Annotated in this window: 24 protein-coding genes; 9 read left to right on the plus strand and 15 right to left on the minus strand. The window is 63.6% G+C overall.

The window, feature by feature from the left end:
- The first annotated feature begins 52 nt into the window (after positions 1-52).
- Positions 53-1,933 (plus strand): TonB-dependent receptor domain-containing protein, encoded by a 1,881-nt coding sequence (locus ACMTA2_RS29070; RefSeq protein WP_413792837.1) that lies wholly within the window; start codon positions 53-55, stop codon positions 1,931-1,933.
- A 126-nt stretch (positions 1,934-2,059) separates the two neighbouring features.
- Here ACMTA2_RS29070 and ACMTA2_RS29075 read toward each other — a convergent pair whose 3' ends face one another.
- The 12 genes from ACMTA2_RS29075 to nrdR all read right to left on the minus strand — a co-directional run bounded on the left by ACMTA2_RS29075 (position 2,060) and on the right by nrdR (position 10,826).
- The gene (locus ACMTA2_RS29075; RefSeq protein ID WP_413792838.1) at positions 2,060-2,845 is read right to left on the minus strand and encodes a cobalamin-binding protein; all 786 of its coding nucleotides are present in this window, start codon (positions 2,843-2,845) and stop codon (positions 2,060-2,062) included.
- Complete coding sequence (locus ACMTA2_RS29080; RefSeq protein ID WP_413792839.1) at positions 2,842-3,264, minus strand: MFS transporter; 423 nt, start codon at positions 3,262-3,264, stop codon at positions 2,842-2,844. The genes ACMTA2_RS29075 and ACMTA2_RS29080 overlap by 4 nt, the downstream gene beginning before the upstream one ends.
- A complete protein-coding gene (gene ribA / locus ACMTA2_RS29085; protein ID WP_014340439.1) occupies positions 3,261-3,878 on the minus strand; it encodes a GTP cyclohydrolase II in 618 nt (205 codons plus the stop codon). Before ribA ends, ACMTA2_RS29080 begins: the two co-directional genes overlap by 4 nt.
- Before the next feature lie 109 nt (positions 3,879-3,987).
- Entirely contained in the window at positions 3,988-4,746 is a 759-nt protein-coding gene (locus ACMTA2_RS29090; RefSeq protein WP_413792840.1) for a substrate-binding periplasmic protein, read from the minus strand.
- An 11-nt stretch (positions 4,747-4,757) separates the two neighbouring features.
- Entirely contained in the window at positions 4,758-5,261 is a 504-nt protein-coding gene (locus ACMTA2_RS29095; RefSeq protein WP_003206020.1) for a phosphatidylglycerophosphatase A family protein, read from the minus strand.
- Positions 5,258-6,223, minus strand: coding sequence for a thiamine-phosphate kinase (gene thiL, locus ACMTA2_RS29100; RefSeq protein ID WP_413792841.1), 966 nt, complete (start codon positions 6,221-6,223; stop codon positions 5,258-5,260). Before thiL ends, ACMTA2_RS29095 begins: the two co-directional genes overlap by 4 nt.
- Positions 6,224-6,241: 18 nt before the next feature.
- Complete coding sequence (gene nusB, locus ACMTA2_RS29105; RefSeq protein WP_053125809.1) at positions 6,242-6,742, minus strand: transcription antitermination factor NusB; 501 nt, start codon at positions 6,740-6,742, stop codon at positions 6,242-6,244.
- The gene (gene ribH, locus ACMTA2_RS29110) at positions 6,739-7,215 is read right to left on the minus strand and encodes a 6,7-dimethyl-8-ribityllumazine synthase (RefSeq protein WP_003206025.1); all 477 of its coding nucleotides are present in this window, start codon (positions 7,213-7,215) and stop codon (positions 6,739-6,741) included. The genes nusB and ribH overlap by 4 nt, the downstream gene beginning before the upstream one ends.
- A gap of 184 nt (positions 7,216-7,399) precedes the next feature.
- Complete coding sequence (ribBA, locus tag ACMTA2_RS29115; RefSeq protein WP_413792842.1) at positions 7,400-8,491, minus strand: bifunctional 3,4-dihydroxy-2-butanone-4-phosphate synthase/GTP cyclohydrolase II; 1,092 nt, start codon at positions 8,489-8,491, stop codon at positions 7,400-7,402.
- A 16-nt stretch (positions 8,492-8,507) separates the two neighbouring features.
- Entirely contained in the window at positions 8,508-9,185 is a 678-nt protein-coding gene (locus ACMTA2_RS29120) for a riboflavin synthase (protein ID WP_413792843.1), read from the minus strand.
- Between the two features lie 46 nt (positions 9,186-9,231).
- Positions 9,232-10,365 carry a bifunctional diaminohydroxyphosphoribosylaminopyrimidine deaminase/5-amino-6-(5-phosphoribosylamino)uracil reductase RibD gene (ribD, locus tag ACMTA2_RS29125; RefSeq protein ID WP_413792844.1) on the minus strand — a complete coding sequence of 378 codons (1,134 nt, stop codon included), beginning with the start codon at positions 10,363-10,365 and terminating at the stop codon, positions 9,232-9,234.
- Positions 10,362-10,826, minus strand: coding sequence for a transcriptional regulator NrdR (nrdR, locus tag ACMTA2_RS29130; RefSeq protein WP_013694316.1), 465 nt, complete (start codon positions 10,824-10,826; stop codon positions 10,362-10,364). The genes ribD and nrdR overlap by 4 nt, the downstream gene beginning before the upstream one ends.
- Before the next feature lie 127 nt (positions 10,827-10,953).
- On the opposite strand from nrdR, the gene ACMTA2_RS29135 reads away from it, so the two are divergent.
- From ACMTA2_RS29135 to trxA, 3 genes are all read left to right on the plus strand, one after another.
- Entirely contained in the window at positions 10,954-11,418 is a 465-nt protein-coding gene (locus ACMTA2_RS29135; protein ID WP_413792845.1) for a YbaY family lipoprotein, read from the plus strand.
- A complete protein-coding gene (locus ACMTA2_RS29140) occupies positions 11,415-12,071 on the plus strand; it encodes a class I SAM-dependent methyltransferase (protein WP_413792846.1) in 657 nt (218 codons plus the stop codon). The genes ACMTA2_RS29135 and ACMTA2_RS29140 overlap by 4 nt, the downstream gene beginning before the upstream one ends.
- Before the next feature lie 198 nt (positions 12,072-12,269).
- Positions 12,270-13,142 (plus strand): thioredoxin, encoded by an 873-nt coding sequence (gene trxA, locus ACMTA2_RS29145; RefSeq protein ID WP_413792847.1) that lies wholly within the window; start codon positions 12,270-12,272, stop codon positions 13,140-13,142.
- Here the strand turns inward: trxA and ACMTA2_RS29150 are convergent.
- Positions 13,136-13,483 (minus strand): hypothetical protein, encoded by a 348-nt coding sequence (locus ACMTA2_RS29150; RefSeq protein ID WP_413792848.1) that lies wholly within the window; start codon positions 13,481-13,483, stop codon positions 13,136-13,138. The genes trxA and ACMTA2_RS29150 overlap by 7 nt on opposite strands.
- Positions 13,484-13,603: 120 nt before the next feature.
- Between ACMTA2_RS29150 and ACMTA2_RS29155 the strand changes: the two genes are divergently transcribed.
- From ACMTA2_RS29155 to ACMTA2_RS29175, 5 genes are all read left to right on the plus strand, one after another.
- Complete coding sequence (locus ACMTA2_RS29155; protein WP_413792849.1) at positions 13,604-14,182, plus strand: DUF2796 domain-containing protein; 579 nt, start codon at positions 13,604-13,606, stop codon at positions 14,180-14,182.
- Positions 14,183-14,318: 136 nt separating this feature from the next.
- On the plus strand, positions 14,319-15,029 hold the full coding sequence (locus tag ACMTA2_RS29160) for an ABC transporter ATP-binding protein (RefSeq protein WP_413792850.1): 711 nt from the start codon (positions 14,319-14,321) through the stop codon (positions 15,027-15,029).
- Between the two features lies 1 nt (position 15,030).
- Positions 15,031-16,296, plus strand: a complete 1,266-nt coding sequence (locus ACMTA2_RS29165; RefSeq protein ID WP_413792851.1) for an ABC transporter permease — start codon at positions 15,031-15,033, stop codon at positions 16,294-16,296.
- Positions 16,297-16,307: 11 nt separating this feature from the next.
- Complete coding sequence (locus ACMTA2_RS29170; protein ID WP_413792852.1) at positions 16,308-16,826, plus strand: DUF3299 domain-containing protein; 519 nt, start codon at positions 16,308-16,310, stop codon at positions 16,824-16,826.
- A gap of 260 nt (positions 16,827-17,086) precedes the next feature.
- On the plus strand, positions 17,087-17,785 hold the full coding sequence (locus ACMTA2_RS29175; protein ID WP_413792853.1) for an OmpW/AlkL family protein: 699 nt from the start codon (positions 17,087-17,089) through the stop codon (positions 17,783-17,785).
- Between the two features lie 135 nt (positions 17,786-17,920).
- Here the strand turns inward: ACMTA2_RS29175 and ACMTA2_RS29180 are convergent, their stop codons facing one another.
- Entirely contained in the window at positions 17,921-18,850 is a 930-nt protein-coding gene (locus tag ACMTA2_RS29180) for an NAD-dependent epimerase/dehydratase family protein (RefSeq protein WP_413792854.1), read from the minus strand.
- Positions 18,843-19,727, minus strand: coding sequence for a sugar nucleotide-binding protein (locus ACMTA2_RS29185; protein ID WP_304555599.1), 885 nt, complete (start codon positions 19,725-19,727; stop codon positions 18,843-18,845). The genes ACMTA2_RS29180 and ACMTA2_RS29185 overlap by 8 nt, the downstream gene beginning before the upstream one ends.
- Positions 19,728-19,815 lie beyond the last annotated feature (88 nt).

Here is a 19,815-nt window from a genome sequence, read left to right on the forward strand (position 1 = left end):
CAAGCTCGCTCCCACATTGGTTTTGTGTGGACAAAATAATCACGGAACACCCATGAAACTGCGCCTCGCCCTCACCCTGACCCTGCTGCCAACCCCCGACCTGCTGGCCGATACCTTCGAACGCGACCAGGCCCTGAAGCTGCCCGACATCGTGATCAGCGCCAACCGCCAGGTCGAGGCCCGCAACGACAGTAGCGCCGCCAATACCGTGTTCACCCGCGATGACATCGATCGCTTGCAGCCGGCCAGTGTCACGGACTTGCTCAGCCGTGTGCCGGGGGTACAGGTGGCGCCGCTGGGTGGGCGCGGCAGCCTGCCGGGGATTTACATCCGCGGCACCAAATCGGCCCAGAGCCTGGTGCTGGTGGATGGTCAGCGCATCGGCAATGCCACCTCTGGCGACAGCAACCTGCAACGCCTGAACATCAACCAGGTCGAGCGGGTGGAAGTGCTGCGTGGCTCGCGCTCGGTGATCTACGGTGCCGATGCGGTGGGCGGCGTCATTCAGATTTTCACCCGGCGCGGCAACGCGCAAGGCCTGCAGCCGCGCCTGCATGTGGGTGTCGGCAGCCACCGGACCTGGGAGCGCAGCCTGGGCCTGTCCGGCGGCGACGACCAGACCCGCTTCAACCTCGGCGCCAGCCTCGACGACAGCGCCGGCAGCAACCGGACCCACGATTCCTACGCAAGCGATCGTGACGACGATGCCAACCGCAACCAATCCTTGAGCCTGAGCCTGAGTCATGCCCCCAGCGACGACCTGGAAGTCGGCCTGAACCTGCTGGATAACCGCGGCAAGAGCGAATACGACAACCCGTTCGGCCGTTTCGACCCGGCCACCTTCGAGTCCCTGCCCCAGCAACCCTATAGCGAGTTTGCGGTGAGCAGCTTCAGCACCTACGTGGACGGACGAATCAACGCCGCCTGGAAATCACGCCTGGAATTGAGCCACAGCGAGAACCGTGAAAAGACCTTCGACAAGCTCAGTGACGTCCGCGAAGTGTTCAACACCTACCGCGATTCCGTGACCTGGCAGAACGACGTGACGCTGGACGAACGCAACAGCCTGATCGTCGGCGGCGATTGGTATCAGGACCGGGTCAACAGCAGCACGCCGTTTGACGAAGACAGCCGCTGGAACCGTGCCGCGTTCATCCAGCACCGCTTCCAGGCCGAAACGTTCTCCACCGAACTGGGCCTGCGTCGCGACCAGAACCAGCAATTTGGCGGCCAGAACAGTTGGAGCGGCACCCTCACCCTGCCGATCAATCCGGACAACGACCTGTTGCTGACCTACAGCGAGAGCTTCCGCGCACCGACCTTCAATGACCTGTACTACCCGGACTTCAGCAATCCCGACCTGAAGCCCGAGACGGCCAAGAGCTACGAACTGCAATGGCGCAGCCAACTGACCGACAGCGCCCGCCTGGAAACCTCTGTGTATCGCACCGACCTGGAAGACGCGATCATTTTTGGCCGCGATTCACGCCCGCAGAACGTCGCCTCGGCGCGGATCAACGGCTTTGAAATGGCCTACCTGCAGGATCTGTTCGGCTGGCAGGGCAACCTGGCCCTGGCCATCATCGACCCACGCGACCGCGACAGCGGCCACACCCTGGCCCGCCGCGCCCGGCGGACCTTGAGCCTGGACCTGGACCGGCAATTCGACCGCCTCGGCCTGGGCGCCACCTGGCAAGCGGTCAGCGGCAGCTATGACGATGAGAACAACCGCAACGCCCTGGCTGGCTATGCCCTGCTCGGGTTGCGCGGCAGCTGGGCGTTGACCCGGGAGGTGAAGCTGGAGATGAAGGTGGATAACCTGCTGGACAAGGGTTACAGCCGGGCGCTGTATAGCCATGATGGCGCCCAGTATGGGTATCGGGAGGAAGGTCGGACGTGGTTGTTTGGGGTGACTTGGACACCGTCACTCTGATCCAGAGCTTGTGGTGCCTGGACTGGCCTCTTCGCGGGCAAGCCCGCTCCCACAGTTGATCGATGTTGCCGGCTAGGACGCGGTCAACTGTGGGAGCGGGCGTGCTCGCGAAGGGCGCGCCGCGGTCTATCTGTCTGGCGCAATCAATTCGCACAACCGCGCCGTCGCCTCGATCATCTGCCCACCGGGCCGCTCCAGCCCCTTGTCATTGACCAACAACAACCGCCCCTGCGCCACCGGCCAGGTTTTCCAGGCATCGAGCTGCGCCTGCTCCGTGGCCAGGATGGCCTGCGGATTGCGTTGCAGCACCGCTTCCACACTCACCTGCGGGGCCGGCACGCTCAGGTCTGAGAAGATGTTGCGGGCCCCGCACACCGCCAGGGCATCACTGATGATCTGCCCGCCCCCGACGGTGTACAGCGGCCGGTCCCAGACTTGGTAGAACACCGGCAACGGCGGGTCCCGTCGATAGCGCTGGCGTAACGCCTCCAGACGCACGCGCAACTGCTCCGCCCGCGTCGCGCCGCGCTCCGGGCGACCGAGTTGCATGGCAATCTCTTCCATTTGCGCGATGAGTTGGTCGAGGCTGCGGGGCTCGGCGACATAAACGGGAATACCCAAGCCCTTGAGCTGCGCGCGCTGGGCCGGGCCGACACTGCCGGGCCAGAGCAGGAGCAGATCGGGCTTGAGGCTGAGCAAGCGCTCCATGTCCAGTTGCCCGTAACGGCCGACCGAGGGCACATCCTTGAGCGACGGCGGACGATCACCGCCATCGAGGACGCCCACCAACAGGTCGGCGGAATCGAGTTCAACGACGATTTCCGACAACGACGGCGCGAGGCTGACGACCCGCGAAGCCGCCATCGTCGAGACGCTGACGGCCAGCAGCAAGACCGCCAGCCAGCGGTTCATCTGCAGAGTATGCGCGGGATGCGGTACAGGTAGAACAACACGGCGGTCGACAAGGCAAGCAGCATCAATGGCACCGCTTCCAGGCCCACGAACACCGCAAGGGCACCGACCCAGGCCGGTAGCCCGGCCACCAGGAAGGCTGAGCGGCGACGGGCCGCCAGGTCAATCCAGGCCTGGGGTTCTTCGGGCGTGTCGAGGGCTTTCTGGGTGTCGATCAGGGCTTGCCTGTACGGCCCGAAGAATCGCAGGCTGACAAACATCGACGCCGCGCCGGCAATGAACAGCGGCATCGCCAGCACCGGCAGAATCGCTTCGCCCTGGCCGAACACCGCGTTGATCACGAACATTGGCAGCAAGGCCAGGGCCAGGTATTTCCACCAACTGACCGACAGCCGCCGCCAGACCTGTGCGCGCGTCATGCCCGGTCAACCTCGCCTTGGTGCTCGTTACCCATCATGTGGTCGAGCTTGCTGGCCTTGGTCGCCAGGTAGAGTTTGTTGTGGGGGTTGTGACCGGTGTGCAGCGGCACACGCTCGGCCACCACGATACCCATGTCGGTCAACGCCTTGACCTTGCGTGGGTTGTTGGTCATCAAGCGCAACGACTTCACGCCCAGGTGTTCCAGCATCGGCAGACAGATGCTGTAGTCACGCAGGTCGGCGGCAAAGCCCAGGCGTTCGTTGGCTTCCACGGTATCGGCGCCGCCATCTTGCAGTTCATAGGCGCGGATCTTGTTCAACAGGCCAATGCCGCGGCCTTCCTGGCGCAGGTACAGCAACACGCCACGGCCTTCGCGGGCGATGGCCTGCAGCGCGGCCTCCAGTTGCGAACCGCAATCGCAGCGCTGGCTGAACAGGGCGTCGCCAGTCAGGCATTCGGAATGCAGGCGGCCCAGCACCGGAGAACCGTCGGCGAAATCACCCAGGCTCAGCACGACGTGCTCGCGGCCGGTGGCTTCATCGAGAAAACCATGCATGGTGAATTGCGCAAAGGGCGTTGGCAGCTTGGAAGCGGCAACAAAAACGACAGGCACCGGTGTGCTCCTGATCTAGTACTGGAGATTCGCAGAGGCGGGCATTGTAACAGCACGATCCGACAGACGCTTAGGCTGAATTATCGGCTATTGCCATCGAAAAGTTTGATCAAGGCCTCGGCGGCCTGCCGTGCTCGTCGAAGGGATAGGGTTGTTTCCAGTGTTCGAAAATCGGCTTGAGCTGGCCGTTTTTCACCAGCACCTCCATCCGTCGGTCGAACAGCTCGCTCAACGCCCGTCCGTTGGCGTTATTGGCAAAGCCCAGGTAGAGGGGCAAGTTGATCAGGGGCGAGAGCTTGAACCGCTTCGGATCATCGGCCTTGGCCAGCACTTCTTCGATTTCCATCGAGGCATCGATGTAGAAATCCGCTCGCTCATGAAGCAGCATCGGCAAGATACCCACCGACCGATGGATTTCATTGAAACGCCGGATGTTGGGCAAATAGTTGTTGTATTCGTACCCACGCATCCATACCAACCGATAGTTGCCAATCGTTGCCAGGGTGGGCGTCGGCTTGGAGGCCAGCCCCAGGGCGTAGATGTGATCGACGTCGTAGTGCCACTTCGGGTAAAGCACGCCTTCGGATTCGTCCCGATAGGCACCGACCTGCACGTCGACCTCGCCGCGCTGCACCAACCCGATCGAGCGGGTGTAAGGCACGCTGCGGATTTCCAGCTTGACGCCTTCAGGCTCGAACACCGCACGCAAGATGTCCCAACCCATGCCCTGGCCATCGGCCTGGGTGTAATCGGCCCACTCCTCGCTGGCCGCGCGGACCTTGTCAGGCAGCGGCGCCGACTGGGCCATCCCTGCCCCCACACAGACGCCTAAACACAGCAACAGCAGTAGTGCGCGGCTTACGCCCATGCCTGGCTCCTTCAGGTGAAACACCACACCAATCCTTGCATTGCCAGCCAGGCGAAGACCCCGGCCAATACATCGTCGAGCATGATACCGACACCTCCGTGCACATGCCGGTCGATCCAGCGGATCGGCCACGGCTTGAGGATATCGAAGAAGCGGAACACCAGAAATCCCGCCAGCAACCAATACCAGCCTTCCGGTACCAGCCACAAGGTGATCCACATGCCGACCATTTCGTCCCAGACGATGCCTTCATGGTCGTGCACCCGCAGGTCATCCGCCACTTTGCCGCACAGCCAGAAGCCAAACAGCATGGTGATGCCCAGCATCAACCAGTAGCCCCAGTCCGGCAACATCTGCCACAACGGTATGAAGGGTAGCGCAACCAGCGAGCCCCAGGTGCCCGGGGCTTTGGGTAAAGTGCCCGAACCGAAGCCAAATGCCAGGAAGTGCCAGGGATTGCGCCAGACCGAAGGCGGAACGAACTCTGCCGGGACCTGGTTGGGATGATCTGTCACGGTGTCTCCCGAAAATGTTGGTAGCCCCGTACTTGCGGGGTGATGTCATGCCCGTCGCTGTCGACCAGCGTGACGCCTTGCCCGGCCAGTACGCTGCCGATCACGTGGATCGGAGCGCCTTCGGCCTGCAACGCCGACAATCGGCTCGGTGGCACGGCGAACAACAGCACGTAATCGTCGCCGCCGCTCAGGGCAGCCTGCGCGGCATCCGTGCGGCCAAGAAACGTGACCAAAGCGTTGGACAGCGGCAGTCGGTCCCGTTCCACTTGCAAGGCCACTTCGGACGCCAGGGCGATATGCCCGCAATCGGCCAGCAGGCCATCGGATATATCCATCGCCGCGCTGGCCTTGCCCCGCAACGCCAGGCCCAGATCGATCTGCGGTCGAGGCGACCAATAATGAGCCAGCAGCGGCTCGGCGATCGCCGGTTCAGCGCGACGCTCGCCGAGCACCAGTGGCAATGCGCCGGCGCCGTTGCCCAACTCGCCGCCGACACACAGCAGGTCGCCGGGCTGCGCGCCGCCGCGGGTCAAGGCCTGGCCGGACGGTACGTGGCCGAACACGGTCATGGTCAGGCTCAGGGGCCCACGGGTGGTGTCCCCTCCCACCAGCGCCACGCCACAGGCCTGGGCCATCTGGTTCAAACCGCGGGCATAGGCTTGCAGCCAATCGGCGGTCACCGTCGGCAAGGTCAGGGCAAGGGTAAAGGCCAGAGGCTTGGCGCCCATGGCGGCCAGGTCGCTGACCGCCACGGCCAGCGAGCGCTGGCCGAGCAGGAACGGGTCGCAAGGGTCTGGGAAATGCACACCGGCCACGAGCGTGTCGGTGGACACCGCCAGCTGTTCCCCGGGAGGAACGGCCAGCAAGGCGCAATCGTCGCCGATCCCCAGTGCAACGCCCTCGCCACCCTGCGCGCAAGGCGCGGCGGCGAAGTAATTACGGATCAGCTCGAACTCACCCATTGGGATAACAAGCGCCAATCAGCGCTTGAACGCCTTCACTTCAGCTTCACGCAGGCGCGGGGCGAGTTTGTCGAGCACACCGTTGACGAACTTGTGGCCATCGGTGGAACCGAAGACTTTCGCCAGCTCGATCCCTTCGTTGATCACCACGCGGTACGGTACGTCGACGCGCTTGAGCAGTTCCCAGGTGGACAGGCGCAGAACCGCCAGTTCAACCGGGTCCAGCTCGTCGATGGTCAGGTCCAGGCAAGGTGTAAGCGCGGTGTCGATTTCGGTCTTGAACTGCGGGACCCCGTGCAGGATCTCGCGGAAATACGCACCGTCGACATCACTGAAATCGTTATCGACCCGAAACTGTGCCTCGATCTCGTTCAGCGATTGCTTGGCCATGTGCCACTGATACAGCGCCTGGGTCGCAAGCTGGCGGGCTTCGCGACGCTTGGCGCTTTTCGACGGTTTGCCGGCATCCGCAGGCTTTGGGTCGCGCGGGTTGAAACGATCGCTTTCGTCGCTAATCACTTGGCCTCCAACTGCGCCAGCAGGCTGACCATTTCCAGGGCGGACAGGGCAGCTTCGGCACCTTTGTTACCGGCCTTGGTGCCGGAACGTTCGATGGCTTGCTCGATGGAATCAACGGTCAGCACGCCGAAAGCGACCGGCACGCCGAATTCCATGGACACCTGGGCCAGGCCCTTGGTGCATTCGCCAGCCACGTATTCGAAGTGCGGGGTACCGCCACGAATGACCGCGCCCAGGGCGATGATCGCCGCATATTCGCCCTTTTGAGCGACTTTCTGCGCAACCAGCGGGATTTCGAAGGCGCCAGGGGCGCGGATGATGGTGATGTCGCTTTCGCTCACGCCATGGCGAACCAGGGCATCGACCGCACCGCCAACCAGGCTCTCGACCACGAAACTGTTGAAACGGCCCACTACCAGAGCGTAGCGGCCTTTGGGGGCGATGAAGGTACCTTCGATGGTCTTCAGGGTCATTCGTCAGATCTCTTAAAGAGCCAGAGCGCGTTCTATACGCGCTCCTCAGTGATATTAGTCTCGAATTACAGCACCCGCAGATCCCGCATTGCCGCTCACTTGCGCATCTTTGTGGCGAGGGGATTTATCCCCTCGCCACAAATGAATCCCTCAAGAGAACAACAATGCCGGAATCTCCGGGCCATTATTCGGAGGGCACGTATTCTACAACTTCCAGATCGAAACCGGATATCGCATTAAATTTCATCGGTGCGCTCATCAGGCGCATTTTACGTACGCCCAGGTCGCGCAGGATCTGCGAACCGGCGCCGACGATGCTGTAGGTGGTCGGTTTTTTCACCGCTGCCTGGTCGGCGGTTTCGCGGATGTGCGCCAGCAGCACGTCGCCATCGAGCGGGTGCCCGAGCAGCAAGACCACACCGCTGCCCGCCTCGGCCACCGCGGCCATGGCGGCCCGCAGGCTCCAGCGACCGGGTTGCTTGACCATCAGCAGGTCGCGCAGTGGGTCCATGTTGTGCACACGCACCAGGGTCGGTTCCTCGGCGCACACGGTGCCCAGGGTCAGCGCCATGTGCACGTCGCCTTCCACCGAATCGCGGTAGGTCACCAGGTTGAATTGGCCCAGTTCGCTGTCCAGCGGCTGCTCGGCAATCCGCTGAACGGTACGCTCGTGGATCATCCGGTAGTGGATCAGGTCGGCAATGGTGCCGATCTTGATGTTGTGTTCGGCGGCGAAGGTTTCCAGTTCCGCGCGACGGGACATGGTGCCGTCGTCGTTCATCACTTCGCAGATCACGCCGCTGGGTTCGAAACCGGCCATGCGCGCCAGGTCGCACGCCGCTTCGGTGTGGCCAGCGCGGGCCAGCGTGCCGCCAGCCTGGGCCATCAGCGGGAAGATGTGGCCGGGGCTGACGATGTCTTCGGCCTTGGCATCCCGGGCAGCGGCAGCCTGCACGGTGCGTGCGCGGTCGGCGGCGGAGATCCCGGTGGTCACGCCTTCGGCGGCCTCGATGGACACGGTGAACTTGGTACCGAAGCCCGAGCCGTTGCGTGGCGCCATCAACGGCAGCTTCAACAGCTCGCAGCGCTCGCGGGTCATCGGCATGCAGATCAGGCCGCGGGCATGCTTGGCCATGAAGTTGATGTGCTCGGCCTTGCAGCACTCGGCGGCCATGATCAGGTCGCCTTCGTTCTCGCGGTCTTCGTCATCCATGAGGATGACCATCTTGCCTTGGCGGATGTCTTCAACCAGTTCTTCGATGCTATTGAGCGCCACTCGGCACCCCCTTGGGTCAGGATTTGAGGTAGCCGTTGGCGGCCAGAAAACTTTCGGTGATGTTACCGGCCCGCCGTTGTGAAGAGTCAGACTCTGCGGCCTTGTCTCCCATAAGCAGGCGCTCCAGGTAACGGGCCAGCAAGTCGACTTCCAGGTTGACCCGGCGACCTGGCCGGTACGAAGCCATGATGGTTTCGCTCAACGTATGGGGGATGATCGTCAGCAGGAATTCGGCGCCATCCACCGCATTGACCGTCAGGCTGGTGCCGTCGACGGTGATCGAGCCTTTATGGGCGATGTACTTGGCCAATTCTTTCGGGGCGCGGATGCGAAACTCCACGGCCCGGGCGTTATCCGTGCGCGAGACCACTTCGCCAACGCCGTCCACATGGCCGCTGACCAGGTGCCCGCCCAGGCGAGTGGTGGGGGTCAGGGCCTTTTCCAGGTTGACCGGGCTGCCGCTCTTGAGGTCGTTCATGGCCGTGCAGTCGAGGGTTTCACGGCTGACGTCCGCCAGGAAGCCGTTGCCCGGCAATTCGACGGCGGTCAGGCAGACGCCATTTACCGCGATGCTGTCGCCCAACTTGACGTCGCTCAGGTCGAGCTTGCCGGTTTCGACATGGACCCGCACATCGCCGCCCTTGGGGGTGAGTGCACGGATACTGCCGATGGATTCGATGATGCCGGTAAACATGGAGTCCTCCTCGAGAACGGGCCGCCGCGTGAGCGAAAGCCGGGAATTATACGCTGGCCGGTGGAACGGGAACGGCGATGACTCGCCAGTCATCGCCCACGGCGCGGATTTCGGTGATTTTCAGCTGCGGGGCATCTTTCATCTGCGCCAGCGGCCAGTCCAGCAGCGGTCGCGCCGTAGAACCGAGGAACTTGCCGGCGATGAAAATCTGGAACTCGTCCACCAGCCCCTGCCGGGCGAAAGCCCCCGCCAGGCGCGGACCGGCCTCCACCAGCACCTCGTTGACGCCACGGGCCGCCAGCTCCACCAGCAACCGACGCAGATCGACCTGTCCGTCATCTCCCGCCACGATCATGCATTCGGGACCGTTGGCGTATTGTTCTTCCACCGCCATGCAGGTAGCGACCAGCGCCGGGCCGGCCTTGAAAAACGCCGCATCCAGCGGCACCCGCAGGCGCCCGTCCACCAACACCCGCAGCGGCGGACGGCTCATGGCCAACGCGGTCTGCTCGGCATCGAGCCCCAATTCATCGGCGCGCACGGTCAGCCGGGCGTCATCCGCCAGCACCGTGTCGGCACCGGTCAGCACCACACTGGCCTGGGCGCGCAGGCGTTGCACCGCCGAACGTGCAGCCGGGCCGGTGATCCACTGGCTTTCGCCGCTTTCCATGGCGGTGCGGCCATCGAGGCTCATGGCGAGCTTGACCCGTACGAACGGCAGCCCCTGTTCCATGCGCTTGAGAAAACCTTCATTGAGCTTGCGCGCTTCGCCTTCCAACACGCCGCTTTCAGTGGCGATGCCGGCCTGGGCCAGGCGTTGCAGGCCGCGCCCGGCGACGTCCGGGTTGGGGTCCTGCATCGCTGCCACCACCCGCGCCACACCCGCATTGACCAATGCATCGGCGCACGGCGGCGTACGCCCATGATGGCTGCACGGCTCCAGGGTCACGTAGGCCGTGGCGCCCCGGGCATTGTCACCGGCGGCGCGCAGGGCATGGACTTCGGCATGGGGCTCACCGGCGCGGATGTGCCAACCTTCGCCGACAATCTGCCCGTCACGCACGATCACGCAACCGACCCGGGGGTTGGGGTGGGTGGTGTAGTGACCGCGCCGCGCCAACTCCAGGGCACGGGCCATGTAGTGGGCGTCGAGGACGGCCTGCTGCGCCGCACCGGTCATTCTTTCACCGGTTCGCGGGCCAGGCGGTCGATTTCCTCGCGGAACTCGTTCAGGTCCTGGAAGCGCCGGTACACCGAGGCGAAACGGATGTAGGCGACCTCATCGAGCTTCTGCAGCTCGGCCATTACCAGCTCACCGACCACCAGGGATTTGACCTCGCGTTCGCCGGTCGCCCGCAGCTTGTGCTTGATATGCACCAGCGCCGCTTCCAGGCGTTCGACGCTCACGGGGCGTTTTTCCAGGGCGCGCTGCATGCCGGCGCGCAGTTTTTCTTCATCGAACGGCTGGCGGCTGCCGTCGGTTTTGATCAGGCGCGGCAACACCAGTTCAGCGGTCTCGAACGTCGTGAAACGTTCGCCGCAAGCCAGGCATTCGCGGCGGCGGCGGACTTGTTCGCCTTCGGCGACCAGTCGCGAGTCGATGACCTTGGTGTCGTTGGCACCGCAGAAGGGACAGTGCATGGTGGCAGGCAACAAAAAAAGGGAGGGCCATGGTAGCGCATCCCACTGGCAAGACAAGCCATAGGGTTTACGGTATACAGACGGGCTTACCGTCAGATCCATGGAATTCACCTTGCTGGAGCCACACATGCCGCTACGATCGCTCGTTTTGCTCAGTTTTTTCAGCCTGCTGATGGCGTGCAGCAGCGATGCCCCCAAACCCGCTGCGCCCGCCCCGGCCCCTGCGCCGAAACAGGCCCAGGAAAAAGCCCGGCAGGCCACCGAGCTGGGGCCGCTGCCGGCGCACCAGCGCGAGTTGAGCGGCACCTTGCAAGGCGTGCCGGCCGGGGCCGAAGTGGAACTGGCGCTGCTGGTGATCGACGAAAAAGACCGTCCACAGCAACTGCTCGCCAGTTCCAGCCTGATCGGCACCAACCAGGCCCTGCCCTTCCGCTTGCGCTTCAACCCGCAAGCTTTTCCGATGGGCGCCCGCGTGGAACTGCGGGGTCGCGCCAGCCAGTCCGGCCAGTTGATCCTGCACCTGCCAGAGCAGCGAATCAGCCAACCGGCAACCCAGGCCCTGGGCACCCTGCAATTCGTCAAAGCGCCATGAGTGCACCGCAAGGCCTGCAACAAGCGTTGGGCGAGTTGCTGGGCGACGCGCGCCTGGCCGCTTGTCCGCTACCGGGCACCGACTTGAAATTGTGGCTGATCGACGGCGACAACATGGACCGCGCCTTCAGCCCGGAAGAAACCCGGCGCATTCTTCACGAGCCGCCCTATTGGAGTTTCTGCTGGGCCAGCGGCCTGGCGATGGCCCGCTACCTGGCCGAACAACCGCGGTGGGTCGAAGGCAAGCGGGTGTTGGATTTCGGCGCCGGTTCCGGCGTGGCGGGCATCGCGGCGGTCAAGGCGGGGGCGCAGGAAGTGGTGGCCTGCGACCTCGACCCGCTGGCGATTGCCGCCTGCCAGGCCAATGCCGCGCTCAATGACGTGGAGCTGGGGTATTCGACGGATTTTTTCGCCGAGGCCGATCGTTTCGACCTGATCCTGGTCGCCGACGTGCTCTACGACCGGGCCAACCTGCCGCTGCTCGATCAATTCCTCAGCCGTGGTCGTGAGGCGTTGGTGGCCGATTCCCGGGTGCGGGATTTCCAGCATCCGCTGTACCGGCGCATCGACATGCTCCAGGCCATGACCTTGCCGGACCTGGCCGAGCCGGAAGAGTTTCGGCATGTGAGCCTGTATCACGCGCGGCGCGCCTGAAAAGCTTCGCGAGCAAGCCCGCTCCCACAGGGAATCTAGAGTGAACGCGAATGTTGTATCCACTGGAGATCAACTGTGGGAGCGGGCTTGCCCGCGAAGGCGTCCTGTCAGACACCACAGGGCGAAAGACCTCCCCGCTTTCAGCCACCCCCTCCAAGCCGTATAGTTGCCCCATTCAAGCGCTCTACGGGATTGCCCATGACTCAGGAAACGCCCTACATCTTCGACGCCACCACGGCCGATTTCGACCAGTCGGTGATCGCGAACTCCTTCCACAAACCGGTGCTGGTGGATTTCTGGGCCGAGTGGTGCGCGCCATGCAAGGCGCTGATGCCAATGCTGCAAACCATTGCCGAGAGCTATCAAGGCGAATTGCTGCTGGCCAAGGTCAACTGCGACATCGAGCAAGACATTGTGGCCCGCTTCGGCATCCGCAGCCTGCCGACGGTGGTGTTGTTCAAGGACGGCCAACCCGTCGACGGCTTTGCCGGTGCCCAGCCGGAGTCGGCGGTACGCACGATGCTCGAACCCCATGTGCAGATGCCGCCGCCGGCCGCGGCCGACCCGTTCGAACAGGCCCAGGCGCTGTTCGACGATGGCCGTTTCGCCGACGCCGAAGCCGTGCTCACGGTGCTGCTGGGTGAAGACAATACCAACGCCAAGGCGCTGATCCTGTATGCCCGCTGCCTGACCGAGCGCGGCGAGCTGGACGAAGCACAGACCGTGCTCGACGCGGTGAAAAGCGACGAACACAAGGCCGCCCTCGCCGGCGCCAAGGCGCAGATCCAGTTCCTCGGCCTGGCCAAGCACCTGCCGGACGCCGCCGACCTCAAGGCGCGCCTGGCGAAAGACCCGCAGGACGATGAAGCGGTGTACCAACTGGCGGTCCAGCAACTGGCGCGCCAGCAGTACGAAGCGGCCCTCGAGGCGTTGCTCAAGCTGTTCGTGCGTAACCGCAGCTACAGCGAAGGCCTGCCCCACAAGACCTTGCTGCAAGTCTTCGAACTGCTGGGCAACGACCATCCGCTGGTGACGACCTATCGTCGCAAGCTGTTCGCCGCGCTTTACTGACCGACCCAGCTATAGAGCGGCGTATCGGCGCCGCTCAGCACCTTGACCTCGGCGCAATGGCGCAAGCGCACCAACAAACGCTTGCCCGCCGAGGCGCTGCCGGTCAGGCCTTCGAGCTGTTCCAGCAGGTCCGGGCCGCTCAGTTTCCCGGCCTTGCGCAGCAGTTCCTTGGCGATCTGCCACTGGGTATCGTCCTGGTTCGCCGGCTTGGCGGTCGGTACCGCCGTGACTTCGGCCTTGGCCACTTGCAACTGCGCGCCGAGCTGCGCCCAATCGCCCTCATCCATGTCGATCGTCAAGTCCACCGGCCATTCGCCGACGGTTCCGCGTATCCGCAACATCACCGTGCTCCTGAATATTTCATGTTCCCATGCTCCCATGGCCCTTGCGCGACGCCAAGCAGACGGTCAAACTCTCCGTACTTTCGTTATAAGATTACATAACCTTTTCGGAGACTCGTCATGCGTCGTCTGCTTCTCGCTTTGCCGTTCGCCCTGCTGCCATTGGCTGTCGCTCATGCGGCGGTCGAGCATGATCATGACCACGAGCACGGCAGCCTTGGTGCCCACGAACACGGTGTGGGCCGGTTGAACGCCGCCCTGGACGGCCAGACCCTGGAGCTGGAACTGGAAAGCCCGGCGATGAACCTGGTGGGCTTCGAACATGCCGCCACCAGCGATGCCGACAAGGCCAAGGTGGCCGCCGTACGCGCGCAGTTGGACAAGCCACTGGCACTGTTCACCCTGCCGGCCGCCGCCAAATGCACCGTGGCCCAACAGGAACTGGAAAGCCCATTGTTCGGCGATGAACCGGACCACGAAGACCATGATGAAGACGGCGACGAGCACCACGGCGAGCACAGTGAGATTCATGCCCACTACCAATTCACCTGCGCCGCCCCCGGTGCACTGAAGAACCTGGACCTGGCGACCCTGTTCAAAACCTTCCCGGCCACCCAGAAAATTCAGGTACAACTGATCAGCCCGAGCGGCCAGCAAGGCGTGGAAGTGACGGCCAAGGCGCCATCGCTGAAATTCTAAGTACACCGAAAACCCATTGTGGGAGCGAGCTTGCTCGCGATGAGGCCGGCACATCCAACACCTATACCGCCTGACACATCGCTATCGCGAGCAAGCTCGCTCCCACAGGGATTCACCTTGATCTGACCGGTTTCATATGACCCAAGCACTCATCGAACTGTCCGACCTGGGCTTCAGTTGGCCCGGGCATCCGCCGTTGCTGGATATCCCGGCGTTTCGCCTGGAAGCCGGTGAGACGCTGTTTCTCAAGGGCCCGAGCGGCAGTGGCAAGACCACCTTGCTGGGGCTGCTGGGCGGGGTGCAGACACCGGACCGGGGCAGCATCCGCCTGCTCGGCCAGGACCTCAGCGAACTGGGCGCCGGCCGCCGCGACCGTTTTCGCGTGGACCACACTGGCTACATTTTCCAGCAATTCAACCTGCTGCCGTTTCTCTCGGTCCGCGAGAATGTCGAACTGCCCTGCCACTTCTCGAAGCTACGAGCGCAACGGGCCACCCAGCGCCATGGCAGTGTCGATCAAGCCGCCGCCACGCTGCTGGCCCACCTGGGCTTGACCGATCCGAACCTGCTGGAGCGTCGCGCCGACTCACTGTCCATCGGCCAGCAACAACGGGTCGCCGCCGCCCGGGCATTGATCGGCCAACCGGAACTGGTGATCGCCGACGAACCAACTTCGGCCCTGGACTACGACGCCCGGGAAAACTTCCTGCGGCTGCTGTTCGCTGAATGCCGCGAGGCCGGGTCGAGCCTGCTGTTCGTCAGTCACGACCAGAGCCTGGCGCCGCTGTTCGACCGCCACCTCTCGCTGGCCGATCTCAATCGCGCCGCCACGCCACTCGAGGTTTGAGATGTATTTGTTCCGTCTAGCCATAGCCAGCCTGGCGAACCGCCGCTTCACCGCGATCCTCACTGCGTTTGCCATCGCCCTGTCGGTGTGCCTGCTGCTGGCGGTGGAACGGGTGCGCACCGAGGCGCGGGCCAGTTTCGCCAGCACCATCAGCGGCACCGACCTGATCGTCGGCGCCCGCTCCGGCTCCGTGAACCTGCTGCTGTATTCGGTGTTTCGCATCGGCAACGCCACCAACAACATCCGCTGGGACAGCTTCGAACACTTCGCCAATAACCCGAAAGTGAAGTGGGCGATCCCCATGTCCCTCGGCGATTCCCATCGCGGTTATCGGGTGATGGGCACCACCGAGGCCTACTTCGAGCACTACCAGTACGGCCGCCAGCAACACCTGGAACTGGCCGATGGCCGGGCGTTCGCCACCGATCCGTTCGAAGTGGTGCTCGGTGCCGAAGTGGCCGAGGCGCTGCACTACAAGCTCGGCGACAAGCTGGTGCTGGCCCACGGCGTGGCGGCAATCAGCCTGGTCAAGCACGACGACAAGCCCTTCACCGTGGTCGGGATTCTCAAGCGCACCGGCACCCCGGTGGACCGCACGCTGCACATCAGCCTCGGTGGCATGGAGGCGATCCACATCGACTGGAAGAACGGCGTGCCGGCCCAGGGCAATGGCCGCATCAGCGCCGACCAGGCCCGCAACATGGACCTCACGCCCCAAGCGATCACCGCGTTCATGCTCGGCCTCAACAGCAAGATTTCCACCTTTGCCTTGCAGCGCGAGATCAATGAGTTCCGTGGCGAGCCGCTGCTGGCCATCCTGCCCGGCGTGGCCCTGCAGGAATTGTGGAGCCTGATGGGCACGGCGGAAAAAGCCTTGTTCGTGATTTCGTTGTTCGTGGTCCTGACCGGGTTGATCGGCATGCTTACGGCTATCCTCACCAGCCTCAACGAACGTCGTCGGGAAATGGCGATCCTGCGTTCGGTGGGTGCGCGGCCGTGGCACATCGCAACGCTGCTGGTGCTCGAAGCCTTTGCCCTGGCACTGGCCGGGGTGAGCGCCGGGCTGGCCCTTCTGTACATCGGTATCGCCGCCGCCCAGGGCTACGTTCAGTCGGCCTACGGCTTGTACCTGCCACTGGGCTGGCCGAGCGAGTATGAATGGACGCTCATGGCTGGCATCCTGGTCGCCGCCCTGCTGATGGGCAGCGTGCCGGCCTGGCGCGCCTATCGCCAATCGTTGGCCGATGGCCTGTCGATCCGTCTATGAGGACCTTGAAGATGCCCCGCGCCCTGCTCGCGCTATTGATGATGGTCGCCCTGCCGCTGTGGGCGGCCGAGCCGAGGGACCTGGCCTGGTCGGAAATGATCCCGCCGGACGCGCCGCCGGAAGTGCCGAACATGACCCCGCTGCACGACTTGTCGAAGATGAGCGACGCCCTGGCCGCCGAATCCGCACCGGCGGCCAAGCAGGACCTGCCCGACGCCCCGGTGGTCAAGGCCCTGGACGGCCAGCAGATTCGCTTGCCGGGCTATATCGTGCCGCTGGAAGTCAGCGAGGAAGGACGCACCACGGACTTCTTGCTGGTGCCGTACTTCGGCGCCTGCATCCATGTGCCGCCACCGCCGTCGAACCAGATCGTGCATGTGAAAAGCGAAGTGGGGGTCAAGCTCGACGAGCTGTACCAACCGTACTGGGTCGAAGGGCCGATGCAGGTCAAGCCGTCCACCAGTGAGCTGGCCGATGCCGGGTATCAGATGGAGGCCGAGAAGATCTATGTGTATGAGCTGCCGGAGTGAATCCGGTAGTGATGTGTTGTTGATGAGATAGCTATCGCGAGCAAGCTCGCTCCCACAGTTGATCGTGTTTCTTCAGAAAGAATGTGGTCGAATCATGTGGGAGCGAGCTTGCTCGCGATGGTTCCCCCAAATTTTCTCATCAGCGCTTTTATTGAGCTGAGTCAATTAAACACCCGCTGACTCATTGAGCTGTGTCAAAAGACCGGACCAGACGGCTTCGTACCATAGGACATCAAATTTCGATGCCCTCTGGAGCCCCCATGAACAAGTCCTTGCTCAGCGCGTCCCTCGTTGCCCTCGCCCTCGCCGCCCCGCTCGCCCAAGCCCATACGGCGGGCGACATCATCGTTCGCGCCGGTGCCATCACCGTCAATCCGGAAGCCGACAGCTCCAGCGTCAAGGTCGATCGCGGCCCGCTGGCCGGCGCCGACCTGGGCGGCAAGGCGACCATGAGCAGCGACACGCAGTTGGGCTTGAACTTCGCCTACATGATCACCAACAACCTGGGGATCGAACTGCTGGCGGCCTCGCCGTTCGAACACGACGTGAAAATCAAAGGCACCGCCCTGGGCGCAGCCAACAACAAGCTCGGCACCCTCAAGCACCTGCCGCCAACCCTGAGCCTGGTCTACTACCCACTCGACGCCAAGTCGACGTTCCAGCCTTATGTTGGCGCGGGCATCAACTACACCTGGATCTACGACGAACACGTGGGCAGCGAAGCCAGCGCCAACGGCTTCAGCAACTTCCGCGCGAGCAACAGTTGGGGCATGGCGTGGCAAGTGGGTGCTGACTACATGTTGACCGACAACATCATGATCAACGGCCAGGTTCGCTACATCGACATCGACACCACCGCGTATGTGGACAACAACGCCGTGGCCGGCGGTACCCGGGCCAAGGTGAATGTCGATGTGGACCCTTGGATCTACATGGTGGGGTTGGGCTACAAGTTCTAACCCGAACCTGAAGATACAAAAATCCCTGTGGGAGCGAGCTTGCTCGCGATATCGGTGGGCCAGTCAATATGATTGCTGGCTGATCCACCGTCATCGCGAGCAAGCTCGCTCCCACAGTTGTTTGGGGCGGTGATCTCAGCGGCCCAACAACCGCGCCAGCCCCACGCTCATCGGGGTTTGCGGTGGAAAGCTGAAGCGCTGCAGCAACCGCTGGTTGTCAGCCCGGGAATGACGGATGTCGCCGGAGCGCGCCGGACCGTAGCTGATTGGCGGCAGATCACCCACCACCGCAGCCAGCGCCTGGAGCAACTGCTTGAGGGTCGTGGCCTGGTTCCAGCCGACGTTCACCGCGCCCACTTCCACCTCGGGCTTCTCGATGGCCTGCACCAGCAAATCCACCAGATCTTCGACGTAGACAAAGTCCCGGGTCTGCTCGCCGTCGCCGAACACCGTGATCGGCAGGCCTTTCTGCGCCCGTTCGCTGAAGATGCTGATGACCCCGGAATACGGCGAGGACGGATCCTGGCGCGGGCCGTAGATGTTGAAGAAGCGGAACACCACCGGCTCCAGCTCGTGCTGGCGGCGATAGAAGTCGAAGTAGAACTCGCTGGCCAGTTTGTCCGAGGCATACGGCGTGAGCGGGGCCTTGGGGGTGTCTTCGTCGATGGACTGGCCTTCGCCGTTGTTGCCGTAGACCGCCGCGCTGGAGGCGAACAGCACCCGTTTCACACCGCTCTGGCGCATGGCCTCGCAGACATTCAGGGTACCGATGAAATTGCTCTGGTGGGTACGCACGGGGTCGTCCACCGAGGCTTGCACCGACGCCACCGCCGCCAGGTGCGCCACGGCACTGCAACCGACCATGGCCCGAGCCACCAGGGCGGCATCGGCGACATCGCCTTCGATCAGTTCGACCGCAGGGTTGTCCAGCGGCAGGTTGCTGCGCTTGCCGGTGGACAAGTCATCGAGGATGCGCACCGCATACCCCTTGGCGAGCAAGGCGTCAGTCAGGTGCGAACCAATGAAACCCGCGCCGCCGGTGATTAGAACAGGGCCGTCAGCCATGGCGATAAAACCTATCCAATAAGCCAGGGAGTGCCGCGCGCCAAGCACGGGGCTTGATCCCGAAGGTGTGCAGAATTTTCTTGCAGGCCAGCACCGCGTGCTGCGGCTCTTCCGCGGCGTCCGGGCGTGCCGCGTGGGCCTGGGCCGTAGGCGACTCGATCGCCAGAGGATGCAGGGCCCGGGCTTCGGTCAGGATCGCCTGGCCCAGCGCCAGCGGTGTGGTCGCCTCGTGCCCGGCGTAATGGTAGGTGCCCCACAGCGGCGCCGCACAATCGAGTTGCTTGAGCACCGAGATGATCACACGCGCCGCATCGTCCACCGGCGTCGGATTGCCCCGACGGTCGTCGGCCAGCAGCAGTTCTTCCGGCTGCTCGGCCCGGGCCAGGAAACGTCCGAGGATGCCGTCGGCGCTGTCGTCCAGCAACCAGCCGAAACGCAGCAGCACGTGTTGCGGGCAGGTGGCGCGCACGCTTTGTTCGATCCGCCACAACGCCTGGCCGCGCAGGCCCAGGGGCACCGGCTCGTCCTTTTCGCTGTAGGCCGTGGCGCGGGAGCCGTCGAACACCCGATAGCTCGACGGTTGCAGCAAGATGATGTTGTGGTGCTGGCACAGCTCGGCCAGACGCTCGACAGCACGCTCCTGGCTGGCCAGGCGCTGCTCGCTGACGGCCTCGGCCTGGAACCAGTCGAAGTAGTACGCCAGGTTGATCAAGGCGTCCGGACGGGTGTCGTCGAGCAACTGTGTGAGGCTCGCGGCATCCCAACCGTCTTCAGGTGGGCGGGGGGCAAGAAAACCGATGTCTTCTTCTGCACCGAGGCGAATCAGCGCCTGCCCAAGGGCATTTCCGCCGCCCAGTAACATAAGGCGCATTCGCATAAAGTCAGCAGGCCCAGTCTGTTGGCACAAGAATTTGATCGACAACGCCCGCAGGCGTTGTCGGAATCGTTGCATTTTGCGGGTTTAG

This window comes from Pseudomonas medicaginis (assembly GCF_965119365.1).
GTDB lineage: Bacteria > Pseudomonadota > Gammaproteobacteria > Pseudomonadales > Pseudomonadaceae > Aquipseudomonas.